This is a genomic window from Enterobacter cloacae complex sp. IR5401, assembly GCF_049238425.1.
Taxonomy (GTDB): Bacteria; Pseudomonadota; Gammaproteobacteria; order Enterobacterales; family Enterobacteriaceae; genus Enterobacter; species Enterobacter hormaechei_C.
Genome location: NZ_JBMKHN010000001.1, coordinates 451103 through 468152 on the forward strand (window position 1 = coordinate 451103; position 17050 = coordinate 468152).

Here is a 17050-nt window from a genome sequence, read left to right on the forward strand (position 1 = left end):
CCAAAAAAGACCGGGTCTCCCCGGTCTTTTGTTATTTATGCCGCTTACGCAGATTGTCGATTACCGTTGTTAAATCGAGCTCCTGATCCTGCAGGAGAACCAGAAGGTGGTAGAGCAGGTCAGAGGCCTCGTTAGTAAGCTCCTCGCGATCGTGGACCGTCGCGGCCAGCGCGGTTTCGACGCCTTCCTCACCTACCTTTTGGGCAATACGCTTGGTGCCGCTGGCATAGAGCTTCGCCGTGTAGGAGCTTGCCGGGTCCGCCGTTTTACGTTCTGCCAGCAGCTGCTCCAGCTGGTAGAGAAAGAGCCAGCGGTGGCTGGTGTCGCCAAAGCAGCTGGAGTGGCCGAGGTGGCAGGTGGGGCCAATGGGGTTCGCCAGCACCAGCAGGGTGTCGTTGTCGCAGTCGGGGGCGATACTGACCACGTTCAGGAAATGACCCGAAGTTTCGCCTTTGGTCCACAGACGCGCTTTGGTGCGGGAATAGAAGGTGACCTTGCCGCACTCCAGCGTTTTGTCGAGGGCGTCGCGGTTCATATAGCCCAGCATCAGCACTTCCCCGGAGAGGGCGTGTTGAACCACCACCGGCATCAGCCCGTTGGTTTTTTCCCAGTCCAGCTGTGCGCGTTGTTGCTCTGTTAACATATCCTTATCTCCACGCCCTGACTTGCCAGGTACGTTTTTAACTCGCCAATATTAATAATTTGTTTGTGGAATACCGAGGCCGCCAGCGCGCCGTCCACGTCCGCATCGCGGAACGCTTCCAGAAAGTGCTCCATCGTACCTGCGCCGCCGGAGGCGATCAGCGGGACATGGCAACGCTCGCGCACCATTTTCAGCTGCGCCAGATCATAGCCGTTGCGCACGCCGTCCTGGTTCATCATGTTGAGCACGATTTCGCCCGCGCCGCGCTTTTGTACCTCTTCCACCCAGTCGGGTGTTTCCCACCGGGTGATGCGGGTGCGGCTCTCGTCGCCGGTGTATTGATTCACATGGTATTTGCCGGTTGCCGCGTCGTGCCAGGTATCGATACCCACAACAACGCACTGTACGCCAAAGCGGTCGGCGAGGCGGGTAATAAGCTCCGGGTCAGCCAGCGCCGGGGAGTTGACGGAAATCTTATCTGCGCCGAAGGAGAGAATTTTGGCGGCATCATCCACGGACTTAATGCCGCCTGCCACGCAGAAGGGGATGTCGATCACCTCCGCCACGCGCGCCACCCAGCTTTTGTCCACCACGCGGCCATCGCTGGAGGCGGTGATATCATAAAAGACCAGCTCGTCGGCGCCTTCTTCGGCGTAGCGTTTCGCCAGCGGCACGATATCGCCGATGATCTCATGATTGCGGAACTGCACCCCTTTAACCACCTGGCCGTCACGCACGTCCAGGCAGGGAATTATCCGTTTTGCCAGCATTGAATCGCCTCCGTTACCGTAAATTTGCCTTCCAGCAGGGCGCGCCCGACGATCACGCCGCGTACTCCCGTTCCGCGCAGGGCGGCGATATCATCAAGGCCGCCGATGCCGCCGGAGGACTGAAACGCCACCTGCGGATAGCGGGCGGATATCTCCTCATACAGCGCGACGTTGGAGCCCGCCAGCGTGCCGTCGCGGGAGATGTCGGTGCAGAGCACATGCTTCAGCCCGACCGTGGCGTAGGTATCAACCAGCGCCTCCAGCGTGACGCCGGAGTTTTCCTGCCAGCCGCTCACCGCCACCTGCTTGTTGCCCTGTTCGTCGATACGTACGTCCAGCGCCAGCACCAGCGCGTCGGCGCCGAAGCGGCGAAACCAGCCCTTAACGGTCTCAGGATCTTTTACCGCCGTGGAGCCGACCACCACGCGCGCCACGCCAGCCGCGAGCAGGGCGGCCACATCCTCTTCGCTGCGCACGCCGCCGCCAACCTGCACCGGCACGTTTACCCCCGCCACCAGCGTTTTCAGCAGCGCGATCTGGCGCCTGGCAGGATCTTTCGCGCCGGTTAAATCCACCAGGTGCAGCACCTCTGCGCCCTGGTCCGCATAGGCCTGCAGGCGCGGCAGCGGATCGTTGCCATAGTCGCGCTGCTGGCCGTAGTCTCCCTGATGGAGACGGACAACCGTGCCGTCAATCAAATCTAACGCGGGAATAATCATCACATCTCCAGGAAATTTTTCAGCAGCTGCGCGCCCGCGGCGCCGGAGCGTTCCGGGTGGAACTGCACGCCAAAAAAGTTATCTTTCTGCACCGCGGCGGTAAACGGCTCGCCGTAATGGCACTGGGCGATGGTGTAGGGATTAACCGGCATGGCGTAGCTATGGACAAAATAGAAGTAAGAGCCGTCCTCAATACCGCGGAACAGCCGATCCCCCGCTTTCGGGTAGACACGGTTCCAGCCCATATGGGGCAGCGGCAGGCCGTGGTCGGTCATCTTCGGCACATCCTCCTCGATAATGCCCAACAGATCGACGCCGCGCGTCTCTTCGCTGCGGCGCCCTAACAGCTGCATGCCGAGGCAGATCCCCAGCACCGGCTGGGTACAGGCTCTGATCAGATCCGCCAGATCGCGCTGGTGGATCTGATCCATCGCCGCCTGCGCGGTGCCGACGCCCGGCAGAAAGAGTTTGTCGGCGCGCAGCACCACATCCGGGTCGCGGCTGACCACAGGCTCATAGCCGTGACGGATAATGGCCGACTTCACGGAGTGAAGATTGGCGCAACCGGTATCCAGGATAACCACGTTCATCACAGCACTCCTTTGGAGGAGGGGAGCGTATCGCCTTCCACGCGGATCGCCTGGCGCAGCGTGCGGCCAAACGCCTTAAAGAGGCTCTCCACGCGATGGTGATCGTTCTTGCCTTTGGTTTTCAGGTGCAGCGTCACTCCCATGGTATAGGAGAGCGAGCGGAAAAAGTGTTCCACCATCTCGGTGCTGAGGTCGCCCACCCGCTGGTAGGTGAACTCTGCCTTATACTCCAGGTGCGGGCGGCCGGAGATATCCAGCGCGCAGCGCGCCAGGCATTCGTCCATCGGCAGCACAAAGCCAAAGCGATTGATGCCGCGCTTGTCGCCCAGCGCCAGCTTCAGCGCTTCCCCCAGCGCCAGGCCGGTATCTTCTACGGTGTGGTGATCGTCAATATAGAGATCGCCCTTGACGGTAATCTCCATGCGAAAGCCGCCGTGGGTGGCAATCTGGTCGAGCATGTGGTCAAAGAAGCCGACGCCGGTGTTGATTTTGCTGCTCCCTTCGCGATCCAGCCAGACCTTCACGTCAATCTGCGTCTCGCGGGTGTTACGCTCCACGTGGGCGTAGCGGTCGCGCTTCGTCAGCTGTTCGCCAATCTGCTGCCAGGTGAGATCGTTTCGGCTGTAGCGCAGCCCGGTGATGCCCATATTCTCCGCCAGCGTGATGTCGGTGACGCGATCGCCAATCACGTAGCTGTTAGCTTTATCCAGCGCCTCATCGGCGAGATAGCGCTCCACCAGCTTCACTTTCGGCTTGCGGCAGTCGCATTCGTCCGCTGGCAGGTGCGGGCAGATCAGTACTTCATCAAAGACCACCCCTTGCGAGGTAAGGATCTGCATCATCAGGTTGTGCGGGCCGTCAAAGTCGGCCTGCGGAAAGCTGTCGGTGCCCAGCCCATCCTGGTTGGTGATCATCACCAGCTTAAAGCCCGCCTTTTGCAGCTTCAGCAGCACCGGGATCACGTCCGCTTCAAAGGCCAGCTTGTCGAAGCGATCGACCTGATAGTCGCTCGGCGGCTCGGCAATGATCGTGCCGTCACGATCGATAAAGAGATACTTCTGACTCATACTTTCTCCGCTTTCAGGGCGTCAATCACGCGCTGGCTCTCTTCCCGGGTGCCAACGGTAATGCGCAGGCAGCCGCTCAGGGAGGGTTGTTTGTTCTGGTCTCGTAGAATAATGCCCTGATCCCATAACGATTTAAATATCGTACTGGAGGCGGTGAAGCGCGCCAGGATGTAATTGGTTTCGGAATCGAATACCCGCTCGACGCAGGGAATGGTTTTCAGCGCCTCTACGAGATACTGACGCTCGGCCAGGATTTGTGCCACTCGCTCGCGCATGGCGCTAATGCCCGCCGGGGTCAGCGCCTGGGCGGCGATATCCGCCACCGGGGTGGAGAGCGGGTAGGGGGCGATGACCTTTAACAGCAGATCGATCACCTCTTTATTCGCCAGGGTAAAACCGCAGCGCAGCCCCGCCAGGGCGAAAGCTTTGGAGAGCGTGCGCAGGACAACCAGATGCGGATACTCCGTAAGCCAGCCGGCGAGCGTCGCCTGCGGGCAAAATTCGATATAGGCTTCATCCGCTACCACCAGCGCTTTACCTTGCGTCATCTCCAGCAGGGTACGGATATCCTGCGGGTCGATAAGCTGCCCGGTCGGGTTGTTGGGGCTACAGACAAAGACCACTTTTACGCCGTCAAGGTTTGCGGCAATGCCTTCCAGATCAAGCTGCCAGTTTTCCCGCGCCGGCACGTTGCGACACTCCACGCCAATGGTTTCAGCGCTGACGCTGTACATGCCGTAGGTCGGCTGGCAGTAGAGCACCGCGTCCTGCCCCGGCTCGCAGAAGGCACGGATCAAAAGCTCAATGCCTTCGTCCGCGCCGCGGCTGACCAGCACCTGCTCCGGTTTGACGCCAGCGTAGCGGGCATAGTTTTCGATTACCGCTTTGGGCTGACACTCCGGGTAGCGGTTCAGCGTCTGCTGCGACAGGGTAAATTCAACCGCGGTCGGAAATTCATTGGCGTTGAGCCAGACGTCGCCGTTACCGCCCAGACGACGGGCGGACTGATACGGGGACAGGCGGCGGACGTTCTCCCGGGCTAACTCTTCGATGCTCATGCTTGCTCCTTCAGGGCTGCAACGCGCAGCGTAACGGCGTTCTTGTGGGCGGTAAGGCGTTCGGCCGCCGCCAGCGTTTCAATGGTGGAGGCCAGGGCGGCGAACCCGTCGCGGGAGAGCTCCTGCACCGTCATCCGCTTCTGGAAATCCGCCAGCCCCAGGCTGGAGCAGGTGGAGGTGTAACCGTAGGTCGGCAGCACGTGGTTGGTGCCGGAGGCGTAATCGCCTGCCGATTCCGGCGACCAGTCGCCAAGAAACACCGAGCCGGCGCTGGAAATGCTCTCCACCAGCTCACGCGCGTTACGGGTCTGAATAATCAGGTGCTCCGGGCCATATTGATTAGAGATGGCGATGCACTGCTGCAGATCGCGCGTCACGATAAGCCGGCTGGCGGAGAGCGCCTGACGCGCCGTTTCCGCACGCGGCAGCGCGGCGAGCTGACGCTCCACCGCTTCGCCCACCCGTCTGGCCATCTCTGCGTCCGGGGTCAGGAGGATCACCTGCGAATCGGGGCCGTGCTCGGCCTGGGAGAGGAGGTCGGAGGCGACAAAATCGGGCGTGGCGCCGCTATCGGCAATCACCAGCACCTCGGATGGCCCGGCGGGCATATCAATCGCCGCGCCATCCAGCCGCTGGCTCACCTGGCGCTTGGCTTCGGTGACAAAGGCGTTGCCCGGGCCAAAAATTTTATCCACTTTCGGTACGGACCCGGTGCCGAAGGCGAGCGCAGCAATCGCCTGGGCGCCGCCCACTTTATAGACGGCCTGGACGCCGCACAGTTTTGCCGCGTAGAGGATCTCATCGGCAATCGGTGGCGGAGAGCAGAGCACCACCTTGCGGCAGCCTGCAATGCGCGCCGGGGTTGCCAGCATCAGCACGGTGGAGAAGAGCGGCGCCGAGCCGCCCGGAATATAGAGGCCGACCGAGTCAACCGGACGGGTCACCTGCTGGCAGCGCACGCCGGGCATCGTCTCGATATCCACCGGCGGGAGCTGCTGGGCATTATGGAAGGTTTCGATGTTATTGACCGCCACCGCCATCGCCTGCTTCAGCTCCTCGCTCAGCCGCGCGCTGGCTTCGGCCATCTCCTGTTCGGTGACCCGGAGCGTCTCCACGTCGGTCTTATCAAATTTCGCGCTGTACTCCCGCAGGGCATCGTCGCCGCGAGCCTTCACATTATCCAGGATCTCCGCCACGGTGCGGGAGATGCTGTCGGAGGCGGAAATCGCCGGACGCATCAGTAATTCACGTTGCTGCGCTTCGGTACAGCTGTTCCAGTCGATGAGAGTATTAAAGCTCATGGCCATCACTCCATCATCTTCTCAATCGGCAGCACCAGAATGGAGCTGGCCCCCAGCGCTTTTAGTTTCTCCATGGTTTCCCAGAAGAGGGTTTCGCTGCTGACCATATGCATTGCCACACGCTGCTGATCTCCCGCCAGCGGCAGGATGGTGGGGCGCTCGGCGCCCGGCAGCAGGGCGATGACTTCGTCCAGGCGCTCGGTAGGGGCATGCATCATGATATATTTTGACTCGCGGGCCTGGATAACCCCCTGAATACGGGTCAGCAGCTTATCGATCAGCTGCTGTTTCGCCGCCGGCATCTCGCCGTCGCGCTGGATCAGACAGGCTTTGGAGCGATAAATCACCTCCACTTCCCGCAGGCCGTTGGCCTCCAGCGTCGCGCCGGTGGAGACCAGGTCGCAGATGGCGTCAGCCAGCCCCGCGCGGGGAGCCACTTCCACCGAGCCGTTTAGCAGGCAGGATTTAAACTGGATCCCTTTCTGATCGAGATAGCGCTTAAGCAGGTGAGGATAGGAGGTGGCGATGCGTTTCCCGTTCAGCGACGCCGGGCCGTCCCACGCCTCATCCACCGCCGTGGCCAGCGACAGGCGGCAGCCGCCGAAGTCGAGACGGCGCAGGGTAAAATAGCGCGGGTCTTCGCCCTGGGCGCGGCGGGTTAACAACTCCTCTTCCAGCACGTTTTCGCCGATGATGCCGAGATCCACCACGCCATCCATTACCAGCCCCGGAATATCGTCATCGCGCACGCGCAGAATATCGACAGGCATGTTTTCCGCCAGCGCAATCAGACGCTGGGTGTGCAGGTTGATTTTGATCCCGCAGCGCGCCAGCAGTTCGCGTGAATCGTCGCTCAGTCGGCCTGATTTCTGCATAGCTATGCGTAAACGTGAGTTATCTAACATTTTTTATCCTCGTAATCCTGTTAAAGCCTGTCTGAATGCGGTCCAAAAAAAAGCCCCCGGAAGAAGATCTTCCGGGGGCTTTCTCTTGCGTTCATGCACCACTGGAAGATCTGAATGTCTCCCAGCACACATCGCCTGAAAGACTAGTCAGGATGATGGTGATGATGGTGGTGTTTAAATTGAACGCGTGTCATATAAATTCTCGATGAATGCTTATTCACTTGATGCCTTTTAACCTAAACCACTTAGGCTGCAGAAAGCAAGGGCTTTTTTTAATCATTAATTCATTTCATATTGATGCTATGAATTGTCAGCTCCGCAGTGCTGGCGTAGCCTTATAGCAGACGCGTGAAAGCCAGGAGAAAACGCATGAAAAAGGTCGCAATTGTCGGTTTAGGATGGTTAGGCATGCCGTTAGCGATGTCGCTCTCGGCCAAAGGATGGCAGGTAACCGGCAGCAAAACGACGGTGGATGGCGTCGAAGCCGCCAGAATGTGCGGCATCGAGAGCGTGGAGCTGCGCCTGGAGCCGGAGCTGGTATGCGATACCGACGATCTGGACGCGTTAATGAATGTCGATGCGCTGGTTATCACGCTGCCCGCCCGGCGCACCGGCCCGGGAGAGACCTTTTACCTGCAGGCGGTGCAGGAGATTGTTGATAGCGCGTTAGCCCATCATATTCCGCGCATCATTTTTACCAGCTCCACCTCCGTTTACGGCGAGGCCGAGGGCAACGTTAAAGAGAGCAGCGAGCGCAACCCGGTGACCGGCAGCGGGCGCGTGCTAAAGGAGCTGGAGGACTGGCTGCATAATCTTCCCGGCACCCAGGTGGATATCCTTCGTCTGGCGGGGCTGGTTGGCCCGGGGCGTCACCCTGGCCGTTTCTTTGCCGGAAAAAGCGCGCCGAACGGCGGGCACGGGGTGAACCTGGTTCATCTGGATGATGTGGTGGCCGCCATTACCTTACTGCTGCAGGCTCCAAAAGGCGGACACATCTATAATATATGTGCACCCGTTCATCCGGCCCGCAGCGCCTTCTATCCCGTCATGGCCCGGCAACTGGGGCTGGAGCCGCCGCAGTTCCGTGATGTGGCCGGGGAAGGGCAGGGCAAGCTGATCGACGGCAGCCGTATCTGCCATGAGCTGGGATTTGAGTATCAATATCCCGATCCGCTGGTGATGCCGATGGAGTAACGTCACCCGCGGGCGCGATCGCACACCGCGAGGGGGCGAGCATGAAACCGCTGCTGGACGTTCTGATCATTCTCGATGCGCTGGAAAAAGAGGGCAGCTTCGCCGCGGCGTCGGCCAGGCTCTATAAAACGCCCTCGGCGCTGAGCTATACCGTGCACAAGCTGGAAAACGATCTGAATATCCAGCTTCTTGACCGCTCCGGTCACCGGGCGCGTTTTACCCGCACCGGTCAGATGCTGCTGGAGAAGGGGCGGGAGGTGCTGCAGACGGTGCGGGAGCTGGAAAAGCAGGCCGTCAAGCTACATCAGGGCTGGGAAAATGAGCTGGTGATCGGGGTGGATGATACTTTTCCCTTCTCCCTGCTGACGCCGCTTGTTGAAGCGTTTTACCAGCGCCACAGCGTTACCCGGCTCAAGTTTATCAACGGCGTGCTGGGGGGCTCCTGGGAGGCGTTAACCCAGGGGCGGGCGGATATTATCGTCGGCGCGCTGCATGAGCCGCCCGAGCTGAGCGCCTTCGGCTTTGCCCGTCTGGGGACGCTGGAGCAGGTCTTTGTCGTCGCCCCGCACCATCCGCTGGCCCAGGAGCCCGAGCCGCTGAACCGCCGTCTGATAAAACAGCATCGCGCCATTGTGGTGGGCGACAGCTCCGCGGCGGGCTGTGCCGTCTCGTCTCAACTGCTGGACGATCAGGAAGCGATCACGGTTTTCGATTTTAAGACTAAACTTGAGTTACAGATAAGCGGGCTGGGATGCGGTTATCTTCCGCGGTATCTGGCGCAGCGGTTTATTGAAAGCGGAGCGCTGGTTGAAAAACAGGTGCAGTCGCAAAACCGTAACGAAGCGGTATGGGTGGGGTGGAATGAACAGACCGCCGGGCTGGCCAGCGCCTGGTGGCGTGATGAGATTTTAGCAAATAGTGCTATTTCCACCGTCTACGCCCCGGCCGACTGTGAGTAATCAGTCGGTTAGGAAAGAAAAAATTGTAATCAGCTTCGTAAAGTATTGCCTTTTGTATCAAAAATGATGCAGAATGCGCCGCTGCAAAACACAGGAATAATCGACGATATAAAAGGCGTCGGTTATTTTTTTTTGCATGTAAGAAATGTCATCTAATCCAAGAGGCCGGGCTCGTACCGGATAGATATTTACTAAAAACCGACAGTTGTTGTCGCTGAGGAATAAACAAAATGGGGCAATATTTCGCTTACGCGGCGGAGTTCACCGTAAAGGAGAATCACCATGTCGCTTAATGCAACTCCAAAAACCTCTCGCGTGGAATTACGTAAAACGCTTACGTTAATTCCGGTTGTCATGATGGGCCTCGCCTATATGCAGCCGATGACGCTGTTCGATACGTTTGGTATCGTTTCAGGCCTCACTGACGGTCACGTCGCAACGGCATACGCCTTTGCGCTGGTCGCCATTCTCTTTACCGCCCTGAGCTACGGTAAACTGGTTCGCCGTTTCCCGTCGGCGGGCTCTGCCTACACCTACGCGCAGAAATCCATCAGCCCGACCGTGGGCTTTATGGTGGGCTGGTCATCCCTGCTGGACTATCTGTTCATGCCGATGATCAATATTCTGCTGGCGAAAATTTACTTCGAAGCGCTGGTGCCGTCCGTGCCGTCGTGGATCTTCGTTGTGGCGCTGGTGGCCTTTATGACCATCTCTAACCTGCGCAGCATCAAGACCGTAGCTAACTTCAACACCCTGATTGTCGTACTGCAGATGGGGATTGTTGCGGTGATTGTCGGCCTTATCATCTATGGCGTTTCGCATGGGGAAGGGGCTGGCACCCTGGTGAGCTCCCGTCCGTTCTGGTCAGAAGGGGCGCACGTGGTGCCGATGATTACCGGCGCGACTATCCTCTGCTTCTCGTTCCTCGGCTTTGACGGTATCTCTTCACTTTCTGAAGAGACCAAAGACGCGGAGCGCGTGATTCCGCGCGCGATTTTCCTGACGGCGCTGATTGGCGGCCTGATCTTTATCTGCGCCTCTTACTTCCTGCAGCTCTACTTCCCGGATATTTCGCGCTTTAAAGATCCGGATGCGTCACAGCCGGAGATCATGCTTTACGTGGCGGGTAAAACCTTCCAGTGGGGCGTGCTGATCTTCTCCAGCGTCACCGTACTGGCTTCCGGTATGGCGGCACATGCGGGCGTCTCTCGCCTGATGTATGTCATGGGCCGCGACGGCGTCTTCCCGACCCGTTTCTTCGGCTATGTTCATCCGAAGTGGCGTACCCCGGCCTGGAACGTGCTGCTGGTGGGCGCGATTGCGCTGCTGGCGATCAACTTTGACCTGGTAACTGCAACGGCACTGATTAACTTCGGCGCGCTGGTGGCCTTTACCTTTGTGAACCTCTCGGTGATCTCCCAGTTCTGGATCCGCGAGAAGCGTAACAAGACGCTGAAAGACCACTTCAACTACCTGCTTCTGCCGGTGTGCGGTGCTCTGACCGTTGGTGCGCTGTGGATCAACCTGGAAGAGAGCTCCATGATCCTCGGCCTGGTGTGGGCCGGTATCGGTCTGGTCTATCTCGCCTGCGTAACCAAAAGCTTCCGTAATCCGGTTCCGCAATATGAAGATGTCGCGTAACGTTTAGCGTTTCGCTTAAAGAAAAAACCGGAGATATTCTCCGGTTTTTTTATGCCTGTAATTTCATGTCTGACAAAGAGTAATAACCAAATGGACTATGTTAGACAATTTGGTTATTGGTTCCATGCGTTCACCTCATTAATAATTCGCATTCTGATATATTGCTCACTTATTAATTATGATGCCTTCAATGATATTAAGCGGACTGTTCTGCGGCGCGCTGCTGGGTTTTGTTATGCAGCGCGGACGATTCTGTCTGACCGGCGGCTTTCGCGATATGTATATCGCTAAAAACAACCGTATGTTTTACGCCCTGCTGATCGCTATTGCCATTCAGAGTGTAGGGGTATTTACCCTTATTCAGCTTGGCGTGGTGCAATATGACGCGGGAGCATTTCCGTGGCTCGGCACGATCGCAGGTGGTTACATTTTTGGTCTCGGTATTGTCTATGCTGGCGGCTGCGCCACCGGTACCTGGTATCGTGCGGGCGAGGGGCTGATCGGCAGCTGGATTGCGCTCGCGACCTATATGGTAATGAGCGCCGTAATGCGCTCCCCGCATGCGGAGGGGCTGAATCAGGTGCTGAAAACCTACAGCACTGAACATAACTCTATTGCCGCAACCCTGGGCCTCTCCGTCTGGCCGCTTATCGCGCTGCTGGTGGCCGTAACGCTGTGGGTGGTGCGCAAAGAGCTGAAAAAACCGAAGCTCAGGGTCGCCACGCTGCCGCCGCGTCGTCGCGGGCTGGCGCACCTGCTGTTTGAAAAACGCTGGCATCCGTTTGTTACCGCTGTCCTGATCGGGCTGATTGCGCTGCTGGCGTGGCCGCTTAGCGAGGCAACCGGGCGTATGTTCGGTTTAGGCATCACCTCACCGACGGCAAACATCCTGCAGTTTCTGGTGGCCGGGCAGAGCAAGTTCCTCAACTGGGGAGTGTTCCTGGTGCTGGGGATCTTTCTCGGGTCGTTTATTGCCGCCAAAGCCAGCCGGGAGTTTCGCGTGCGCGCCGCGGATGCGCAAACCACGCTGCGCAGCGCGGCTGGCGGCCTGCTGATGGGCGTCGGGGCGAGCATGGCGGGCGGTTGTTCTATCGGCAACGGGCTGGTGATGACCGCTATGATGACCTGGCAGGGCTGGGTGGGTCTGGTATTTATGATCCTTGGCGTATGGACCGCGTCATGGTTCTTGTATGTTCGTCCGCAGCGCAAGGCGAAACTTGCGGCGGCGACGGCTTAACTGAAAACAGGAGCTGTTATGGCTGTAAAAAAACTCGATGTGGTCACCCAGGTGTGCCCCTTTCCGCTGATTGAAGCAAAAGCGGCGCTGGCAGAGATGGCCAGCGGTGATGAACTGGTTATTGAATTTGACTGCACCCAGGCGACGGAAGCCATTCCGCAGTGGGCGGCAGAAGAGGGCCACGCCATTACCGACTATCAGCAGGTCGGCGATGCCGCCTGGAGCATCACCGTTCAGAAAGCGTAATACGCCGCCCTCCCGCCAGCCGGGAGGGCTAAACAATCTCCTGCATATACTGCCAGAGCGCCTTCAGCTGCGCCTGTTTCTCGCTATCTCCCTGATGTTCGACAAACAAACTTTCCAGCTCACCCACATACGCCTCGAGGAACGCTGGTGTGAAGAGAGCACGGCGATGTTCCAGCCAGCGCGCCTGCTCTGCCTCGTCGAGCGTGCCGGGATAATTTCGCGCCCGGTAGTTGAAAAGCAGCTTCTCGATACGCGGATCGACAAAAGTGATATCCAGCGCCGGCAGGTTACGTGGATCGGTTTGCAGCACAATCTTCATGGCGGCGCGATCCGCGTCGCTGAAAAAGCCGTTATAGAGCTGCGTATCAACATTATCCTGGGGAACAAAAGGCTCCGCTTCGGCAAAGAGGGCGACCGCCTTCTCTCTTACCTGCGGGTTTTCCCGGAGGATCTTCAGGTTCTCCAGACACTGCTGCCGGTCAATGCCCAGCCGTTCGGCATCCTCCGGACGCAGGGTATTAGCCTGCGCCAGCACCGGACATTTGTTGATATGCACCAGCTTGAGCGGGACGGCTGCCCGATCCCCCAGCGACGCTTTCGCGGTATAGAGCCGCTCGCGCAGCTCTGCACTCTCAAGCTCCAGCAGGGGGGTAATATCACCCGCGAGATCGACCATAATCACCGCGTTACGGTTATCGGGATGCCAGGCCAGCGGAGCGACCCAGCTGGTATTGCCGCGCAGGGCGCCAAACATGCCGGAGACATGCACCAGCGGCTTCATCTGCGGCACATCGATTAGTGTCATTAGTTTCTGCTTGCTGCGGTGGCTCAGCAGATAATCAAACAGGCGCGGCTGGGCGGCCTTTACCTTTTTTGCCATGGCGATGGTGGCATAGACGTCCGCCATCGCGTCGTGGGCGTTACCGTGCTCAATATCGTTGGCGCGGGTCAGATGTTCCAGGCGGAAGCTCGGCAGGCCGTCGTCGTTTTCCGGCCAGTTGATCCCCTCAGGGCGCAGGGCATAGCAGGCGCGCATCACATCCAGCAGATCCCAGCGCGAATTGCCGTTCTGCCAGCTCCAGGCGTAGGGATCGTAGAAGTTGCGGTAGAAAATATTACGCGTTACCTCGTCATCGAAGCGCACGTTGTTATAGCCCACCACGCAGGTCTCGGGAACGGTGAAGAGGTCGTGAATGCGGCGGGCGAACTCCGCCTCAATAACCCCTTTCTCCCGCGCTTCCTGGGGCGTGATCCCGGTAACCATCACCGCGCCGGGCTGCGGCAGGTAGTCGTCGGCGGGCCTGCAGTAGAACACCTCCGGCTCGCCAATGACGTTAAAGTCGGCGTCGGTGCGGATCGCGCCGAACTGGGCGGGCCGATCCAGCGACGGGCTGGTGCCAAAGGTTTCGTAGTCATGGAAGAGAAATGTGGGGCGCGGGGCGGAATCAGACACCGGTAATACCATCCTGTTAAAAAGTTTCACCTCTATGGTAAACCATCCCTCTCAACACGCGCAGGAAAAGCGTGACCGGAGACCAAAAATGCGAGGCCTGTTCCGGTAAAAACTTGCTGTCTGTCACATTTCTTTGCAATTTACTCAGGTAAGGACACAGGAAGTTCCGTAAAAAGGTCTGCGATTTTAAACGACCCCGAGGATACACCGTTGAAACGCCGCCTGTTTATTGCTGTTTCTTTACTTACTCTCAGCCTCTCATCCGCACGAGCTGCTGACCTGATGGATTTTACACCGCAACCGCCTGCGATTCAGGCCGGTTCCTGGGTGCTAATGGACTACACGACTGGTCAAATACTGACGGCAGGCAATGAGCATCAGCAGCGCAATCCAGCGAGCCTCACCAAGCTGATGACGGGCTATGTGGTCGACCGCGCCATCGACAGCCACCGCATCACCCCGGATGATGTCGTAACCGTCGGACGTGACGCCTGGGCGAAGGGCAATCCGGTCTTTGACGGCTCCTCTTTGATGTTCTTAAAACCAGGCGACCGTCTCACCGTGCGCGATCTGAGCCGTGGCCTGATCGTTGATTCCGGCAATGACGCCTGTGTGGCGCTGGCTGACTATGTGGCGGGCGGACAGCCGCAGTTTGTGCAGATGATGAATGACTACGTGCAGAAGCTGCACCTGCAGGATACCCACTTTGAAACGGTGCATGGTCTGGACGCGCCGGGGCAGCACAGCTCCGCCTACGATCTGGCGGTCCTCTCCCGCGCCATTATTCACGGCGAGCCTGAGTTTTATCACATGTACAGCCAGAAAAGCCTGACGTGGAATGGCATTACCCAGCAGAACCGCAACGGCCTGCTGTGGGACAAAGAGATGAACGTCGACGGGCTGAAAACCGGGCACACCTCAGGCGCGGGCTTTAACCTTATCGCCTCGGCGGTGGACGGGCAGCGTCGCCTGATTGCCGTGGTGATGGGCGCAGAAAGCTCTAAAGGGCGCGAAGAGCAGGCGCGTAAGCTGCTGCTGTGGGGACAGCGGAATTTCGACACCGTGCAGATCCTGCGTAGCGGTAAGCAGGTAGGAACGGAGCGGATCTGGTATGGCGATAAAGAGAAAATCGCCCTCGGCACCGATCGTGACTACTGGATGGCGCTGCCGAAAAATGAAGTGGCGAAAATCAAAGCGAAATATGTGCTGGACAAAAAAGAGCTTGATGCGCCCATCAGCGCTAACCAGCGCGTGGGAGAGATTGAGCTCTACGATGGCGATAAGATTTTAGCCCACTGGCCGCTGGTCACGCTGGAGAGCGTGAAAAAAGGGGGCATCTTCTCCCGCTTTAGCGACTATCTGCATCAGAAGCTGTAAGACACACCTCCCGGGCAGACTGGCGGTTCTGCGAGTCTGCTCGCATACTATCGAATACCTTGTTGTCGGGCGGGTGTACCCATTCTACACTGGCTATTCATACAGTATGCGTGGGAGGCGATATGGACTACAACATCAGACCGCAGCAAAAACGTAAAATAGCTGGCTTTCATCTTGTCGGGCCGTGGGATCAAACCCTTGCGCAGGGCTTTGAGCAGCTTGTCATGTGGGTGGACGGGCGTCACATTGAGCCGCTGGAGTGGGTGGCCGTCTACTATGATAATCCCGATGAGGTTCCCGCTGAAAAGCTGCGCTGTAATACCTCGGTAACCGTCCCGGAAGATTTCGTTATTCCTGAAAACAGCGAAGGGGTCATCCTCACTGAACTGGCGGGCGGGGAATATGCCGTGGCTACCGCGCGCGTCGAAGATCATGACTTCGCCACCCCCTGGTATCAATTCTTCAACAGTCTGCTGCAAGATACGCACTATGAAATCGCTCCCCGGCCCTGTTTTGAGCGCTATCTGAATGATGGCAAGGCGGACGGCTATTGGCAGATCGAAATGTACGTGCCGGTGCAGAACAGGGCGGTTTAAGCGATTTGTGCCTGATCTCCGTAGGGTTAAGCGGCGCAGGTGATGCGCCTTACACAAAACGCAGTACAATTGTGGTTTGCCGTGTTGCTGGAGAGCAGGTGTGCGTCCGGACAAATCTTTAACCCCTTTCGAAATCAGGCTGTATCAACACTATCGAATCGTGCACGGGTGCCGCATCGCCCTGGCGTTTATTATCACCTTTGTACTGGTGCGCATGGCGGCGATCCCCGAAGGCACCTGGCCGCTGATTACGCTGGTGGTGGTGATGGGGCCCATCTCCTTCTGGGGAAACGTGGTGCCCCGCGCCTTTGAGCGGATTGGCGGCACCATATTTGGCTCCGCGCTCGGCCTGATCGCGCTTCGCCTGGAGCTATTCTCCATGCCGGTTATGCTGGTGTGGTGCGCCGCCGCGATGTTTCTCTGCGGCTTTCTGGCGCTGGGAAAAAGGCCCTACCAGGCGCTGCTGATTGGCATCACCCTGGCGGTGGTGGTCGGCGCTCCGGCGGGGGATATGGCAACTGCCCTCTGGCGAAGCGGCGATGTCATATTAGGATCGTTACTAGCGATGCTCTTTACCGGCATCTGGCCACAGCGGGCCTTTCTGCACTGGCGCATTCAGATGGCGAGCTACGTTACCGCCTTTAATCGCGTCTATCAGGCGGGATTTTCGCCCAATCTGGTCGAGCGGCCACGTCTGGAAAAACATCTGCAAAAAATTCTCAACGATGTGGTGAAAATGCGCGGTTTAATCACTCCCGCCAGTAAAGAGACCCACGTCCAGAAGGCCATCTTTGAGGCGATCCAGACCGTCAGCCGCAATCTGGTCTGCATGCTGGAGCTGCAAATCAACGCGCACTGGGCCTCGCGCGCCAGCCACTTTGTACTGCTTAACGCGCATACCCTCAGGGAGACGCAGCAGATGACGCAGCAAACTTTGCTCACTATCGCCCACGCCTTGTATGAGGGGAATCCGCAGCCGGTGCTGGCCAATACCGAGCGTCTGAACGACATCGTGGTGGAGCTGCGGCAGCTTATCAGCGAGCATAAGGGGGATAACGTAGCGGAGACACCGATCCACAGCTATGTCTGGCTGAGTATGGAGCTGGCGCGTCAGCTGGAGCTGCTTTCCCATCTGATCTGCCGCGCGTTGCGCAAATAAAAAGCAGCCATTTTCCGATGTGATGCAGGCTGCTTCGATTCAGCACCGTTTGAGGTTATGATAGATTCAAACGCTATAGACATTGTCATTCGCAACCGCTGTCAGTTAAGGTGATGGCCACAGTGGTTGCTTTAA

At 58.3% G+C, this 17050-nt stretch carries 19 protein-coding genes and 1 other annotated feature; of the genes, 9 read left to right on the forward strand and 10 right to left on the reverse strand.

Features of this window, described 5'->3' with window-relative positions; all coding sequences use genetic code 11:
• Positions 1–31 precede the first annotated feature (31 nt).
• From hisIE to hisL, 9 genes are all read right to left on the reverse strand, one after another.
• Entirely contained in the window at positions 32–643 is a 612-nt protein-coding gene (gene hisIE / locus ACOTX1_RS02020) for a bifunctional phosphoribosyl-AMP cyclohydrolase/phosphoribosyl-ATP diphosphatase HisIE (protein ID WP_194303479.1), read from the reverse strand.
• Positions 637–1413 (reverse strand): imidazole glycerol phosphate synthase subunit HisF, encoded by a 777-nt coding sequence (hisF, locus tag ACOTX1_RS02025; RefSeq protein ID WP_061709633.1) that lies wholly within the window; start codon positions 1411–1413, stop codon positions 637–639. The genes hisIE and hisF overlap by 7 nt, the downstream gene beginning before the upstream one ends.
• A complete protein-coding gene (gene hisA, locus ACOTX1_RS02030; RefSeq protein ID WP_194303481.1) occupies positions 1395–2132 on the reverse strand; it encodes a 1-(5-phosphoribosyl)-5-[(5-phosphoribosylamino)methylideneamino]imidazole-4-carboxamide isomerase in 738 nt (245 codons plus the stop codon). The genes hisF and hisA overlap by 19 nt, the downstream gene beginning before the upstream one ends.
• The gene (gene hisH / locus ACOTX1_RS02035) at positions 2132–2722 is read right to left on the reverse strand and encodes an imidazole glycerol phosphate synthase subunit HisH (RefSeq protein ID WP_194303482.1); all 591 of its coding nucleotides are present in this window, start codon (positions 2720–2722) and stop codon (positions 2132–2134) included. Before hisH ends, hisA begins: the two co-directional genes overlap by 1 nt.
• A complete protein-coding gene (hisB, locus tag ACOTX1_RS02040) occupies positions 2722–3789 on the reverse strand; it encodes a bifunctional histidinol-phosphatase/imidazoleglycerol-phosphate dehydratase HisB (protein WP_061709630.1) in 1068 nt (355 codons plus the stop codon). Before hisB ends, hisH begins: the two co-directional genes overlap by 1 nt.
• Complete coding sequence (hisC, locus tag ACOTX1_RS02045; protein ID WP_194303484.1) at positions 3786–4847, reverse strand: histidinol-phosphate transaminase; 1062 nt, start codon at positions 4845–4847, stop codon at positions 3786–3788. The genes hisB and hisC overlap by 4 nt, the downstream gene beginning before the upstream one ends.
• On the reverse strand, positions 4844–6148 hold the full coding sequence (gene hisD / locus ACOTX1_RS02050) for a histidinol dehydrogenase (RefSeq protein ID WP_194303486.1): 1305 nt from the start codon (positions 6146–6148) through the stop codon (positions 4844–4846). The genes hisC and hisD overlap by 4 nt, the downstream gene beginning before the upstream one ends.
• Before the next feature lie 5 nt (positions 6149–6153).
• Positions 6154–7053 (reverse strand): ATP phosphoribosyltransferase, encoded by a 900-nt coding sequence (gene hisG, locus ACOTX1_RS02055; protein WP_194303488.1) that lies wholly within the window; start codon positions 7051–7053, stop codon positions 6154–6156.
• A 44-nt stretch (positions 7054–7097) separates the two neighbouring features.
• Positions 7098–7221: a sequence feature (His leader region), on the reverse strand.
• Positions 7197–7247 carry a his operon leader peptide gene (hisL, locus tag ACOTX1_RS02060; protein ID WP_001364200.1) on the reverse strand — a complete coding sequence of 17 codons (51 nt, stop codon included), beginning with the start codon at positions 7245–7247 and terminating at the stop codon, positions 7197–7199. Its footprint overlaps the feature before it by 25 nt.
• Positions 7248–7422: 175 nt before the next feature.
• On the opposite strand from hisL, the gene ACOTX1_RS02065 reads away from it, so the two are divergent.
• The 6 genes from ACOTX1_RS02065 (at position 7423) to tsuB (ending at position 12330) form a co-directional block, all read left to right on the forward strand.
• On the forward strand, positions 7423–8247 hold the full coding sequence (locus tag ACOTX1_RS02065; protein WP_194303490.1) for an SDR family oxidoreductase: 825 nt from the start codon (positions 7423–7425) through the stop codon (positions 8245–8247).
• 41 nt (positions 8248–8288) lie between these two features.
• Entirely contained in the window at positions 8289–9206 is a 918-nt protein-coding gene (locus ACOTX1_RS02070) for a LysR substrate-binding domain-containing protein (protein WP_061709626.1), read from the forward strand.
• Between the two features lie 230 nt (positions 9207–9436).
• Positions 9437–9499 carry a membrane protein YoeI gene (gene yoeI / locus ACOTX1_RS02075; protein ID WP_148381825.1) on the forward strand — a complete coding sequence of 21 codons (63 nt, stop codon included), beginning with the start codon at positions 9437–9439 and terminating at the stop codon, positions 9497–9499.
• A complete protein-coding gene (locus ACOTX1_RS02080; RefSeq protein WP_194303491.1) occupies positions 9489–10847 on the forward strand; it encodes an APC family permease in 1359 nt (452 codons plus the stop codon). The genes yoeI and ACOTX1_RS02080 overlap by 11 nt, the downstream gene beginning before the upstream one ends.
• Before the next feature lie 181 nt (positions 10848–11028).
• Positions 11029–12084 carry a thiosulfate utilization transporter TsuA/YeeE gene (tsuA, locus tag ACOTX1_RS02085; RefSeq protein WP_061710052.1) on the forward strand — a complete coding sequence of 352 codons (1056 nt, stop codon included), beginning with the start codon at positions 11029–11031 and terminating at the stop codon, positions 12082–12084.
• Positions 12085–12102: 18 nt separating this feature from the next.
• Positions 12103–12330: a thiosulfate utilization sulfurtransferase TsuB/YeeD gene (tsuB, locus tag ACOTX1_RS02090; protein ID WP_049848280.1), complete on the forward strand. Its 228-nt coding sequence runs from the start codon at positions 12103–12105 to the stop codon at positions 12328–12330.
• Positions 12331–12358: 28 nt separating this feature from the next.
• Here the strand turns inward: tsuB and sbcB are convergent, their stop codons facing one another.
• Positions 12359–13795 carry an exodeoxyribonuclease I gene (gene sbcB, locus ACOTX1_RS02095; RefSeq protein ID WP_194303528.1) on the reverse strand — a complete coding sequence of 479 codons (1437 nt, stop codon included), beginning with the start codon at positions 13793–13795 and terminating at the stop codon, positions 12359–12361.
• 198 nt (positions 13796–13993) lie between these two features.
• Between sbcB and dacD the strand changes: the two genes are divergently transcribed.
• The 3 genes from dacD (at position 13994) to ACOTX1_RS02110 (ending at position 16915) form a co-directional block, all read left to right on the forward strand.
• Positions 13994–15160 carry a serine-type D-Ala-D-Ala carboxypeptidase DacD gene (gene dacD, locus ACOTX1_RS02100; protein ID WP_194303493.1) on the forward strand — a complete coding sequence of 389 codons (1167 nt, stop codon included), beginning with the start codon at positions 13994–13996 and terminating at the stop codon, positions 15158–15160.
• 122 nt (positions 15161–15282) lie between these two features.
• The gene (gene sbmC / locus ACOTX1_RS02105) at positions 15283–15756 is read left to right on the forward strand and encodes a DNA gyrase inhibitor SbmC (RefSeq protein ID WP_194303495.1); all 474 of its coding nucleotides are present in this window, start codon (positions 15283–15285) and stop codon (positions 15754–15756) included.
• 100 nt (positions 15757–15856) lie between these two features.
• On the forward strand, positions 15857–16915 hold the full coding sequence (locus ACOTX1_RS02110; RefSeq protein ID WP_194303496.1) for an FUSC family protein: 1059 nt from the start codon (positions 15857–15859) through the stop codon (positions 16913–16915).
• Positions 16916–17050 lie beyond the last annotated feature (135 nt).

What these genes read in the sequence shown, in the direction of transcription:
- hisIE (WP_194303479.1), bottom strand. Translation starts at nt 643, where the DNA reads ATGTTAACAGAGCAACAACGCGCACAGCTGGACTGGGAAAAAACCAAC.
- hisF (WP_061709633.1), bottom strand. Translation starts at nt 1,413, where the DNA reads ATGCTGGCAAAACGGATAATTCCCTGCCTGGACGTGCGTGACGGCCAG.
- hisA (WP_194303481.1), bottom strand. Translation starts at nt 2,132, where the DNA reads ATGATTATTCCCGCGTTAGATTTGATTGACGGCACGGTTGTCCGTCTC.
- hisH (WP_194303482.1), bottom strand. Translation starts at nt 2,722, where the DNA reads ATGAACGTGGTTATCCTGGATACCGGTTGCGCCAATCTTCACTCCGTG.
- hisB (WP_061709630.1), bottom strand. Translation starts at nt 3,789, where the DNA reads ATGAGTCAGAAGTATCTCTTTATCGATCGTGACGGCACGATCATTGCC.
- hisC (WP_194303484.1), bottom strand. Translation starts at nt 4,847, where the DNA reads ATGAGCATCGAAGAGTTAGCCCGGGAGAACGTCCGCCGCCTGTCCCCG.
- hisD (WP_194303486.1), bottom strand. Translation starts at nt 6,148, where the DNA reads ATGAGCTTTAATACTCTCATCGACTGGAACAGCTGTACCGAAGCGCAG.
- hisG (WP_194303488.1), bottom strand. Translation starts at nt 7,053, where the DNA reads ATGTTAGATAACTCACGTTTACGCATAGCTATGCAGAAATCAGGCCGA.
- ACOTX1_RS02065 (WP_194303490.1), top strand. Translation starts at nt 7,423, where the DNA reads ATGAAAAAGGTCGCAATTGTCGGTTTAGGATGGTTAGGCATGCCGTTA.
- ACOTX1_RS02070 (WP_061709626.1), top strand. Translation starts at nt 8,289, where the DNA reads ATGAAACCGCTGCTGGACGTTCTGATCATTCTCGATGCGCTGGAAAAA.
- ACOTX1_RS02080 (WP_194303491.1), top strand. Translation starts at nt 9,489, where the DNA reads ATGTCGCTTAATGCAACTCCAAAAACCTCTCGCGTGGAATTACGTAAA.
- tsuA (WP_061710052.1), top strand. Translation starts at nt 11,029, where the DNA reads ATGCCTTCAATGATATTAAGCGGACTGTTCTGCGGCGCGCTGCTGGGT.
- tsuB (WP_049848280.1), top strand. Translation starts at nt 12,103, where the DNA reads ATGGCTGTAAAAAAACTCGATGTGGTCACCCAGGTGTGCCCCTTTCCG.
- sbcB (WP_194303528.1), bottom strand. Translation starts at nt 13,795, where the DNA reads ATGGTATTACCGGTGTCTGATTCCGCCCCGCGCCCCACATTTCTCTTC.
- sbmC (WP_194303495.1), top strand. Translation starts at nt 15,283, where the DNA reads ATGGACTACAACATCAGACCGCAGCAAAAACGTAAAATAGCTGGCTTT.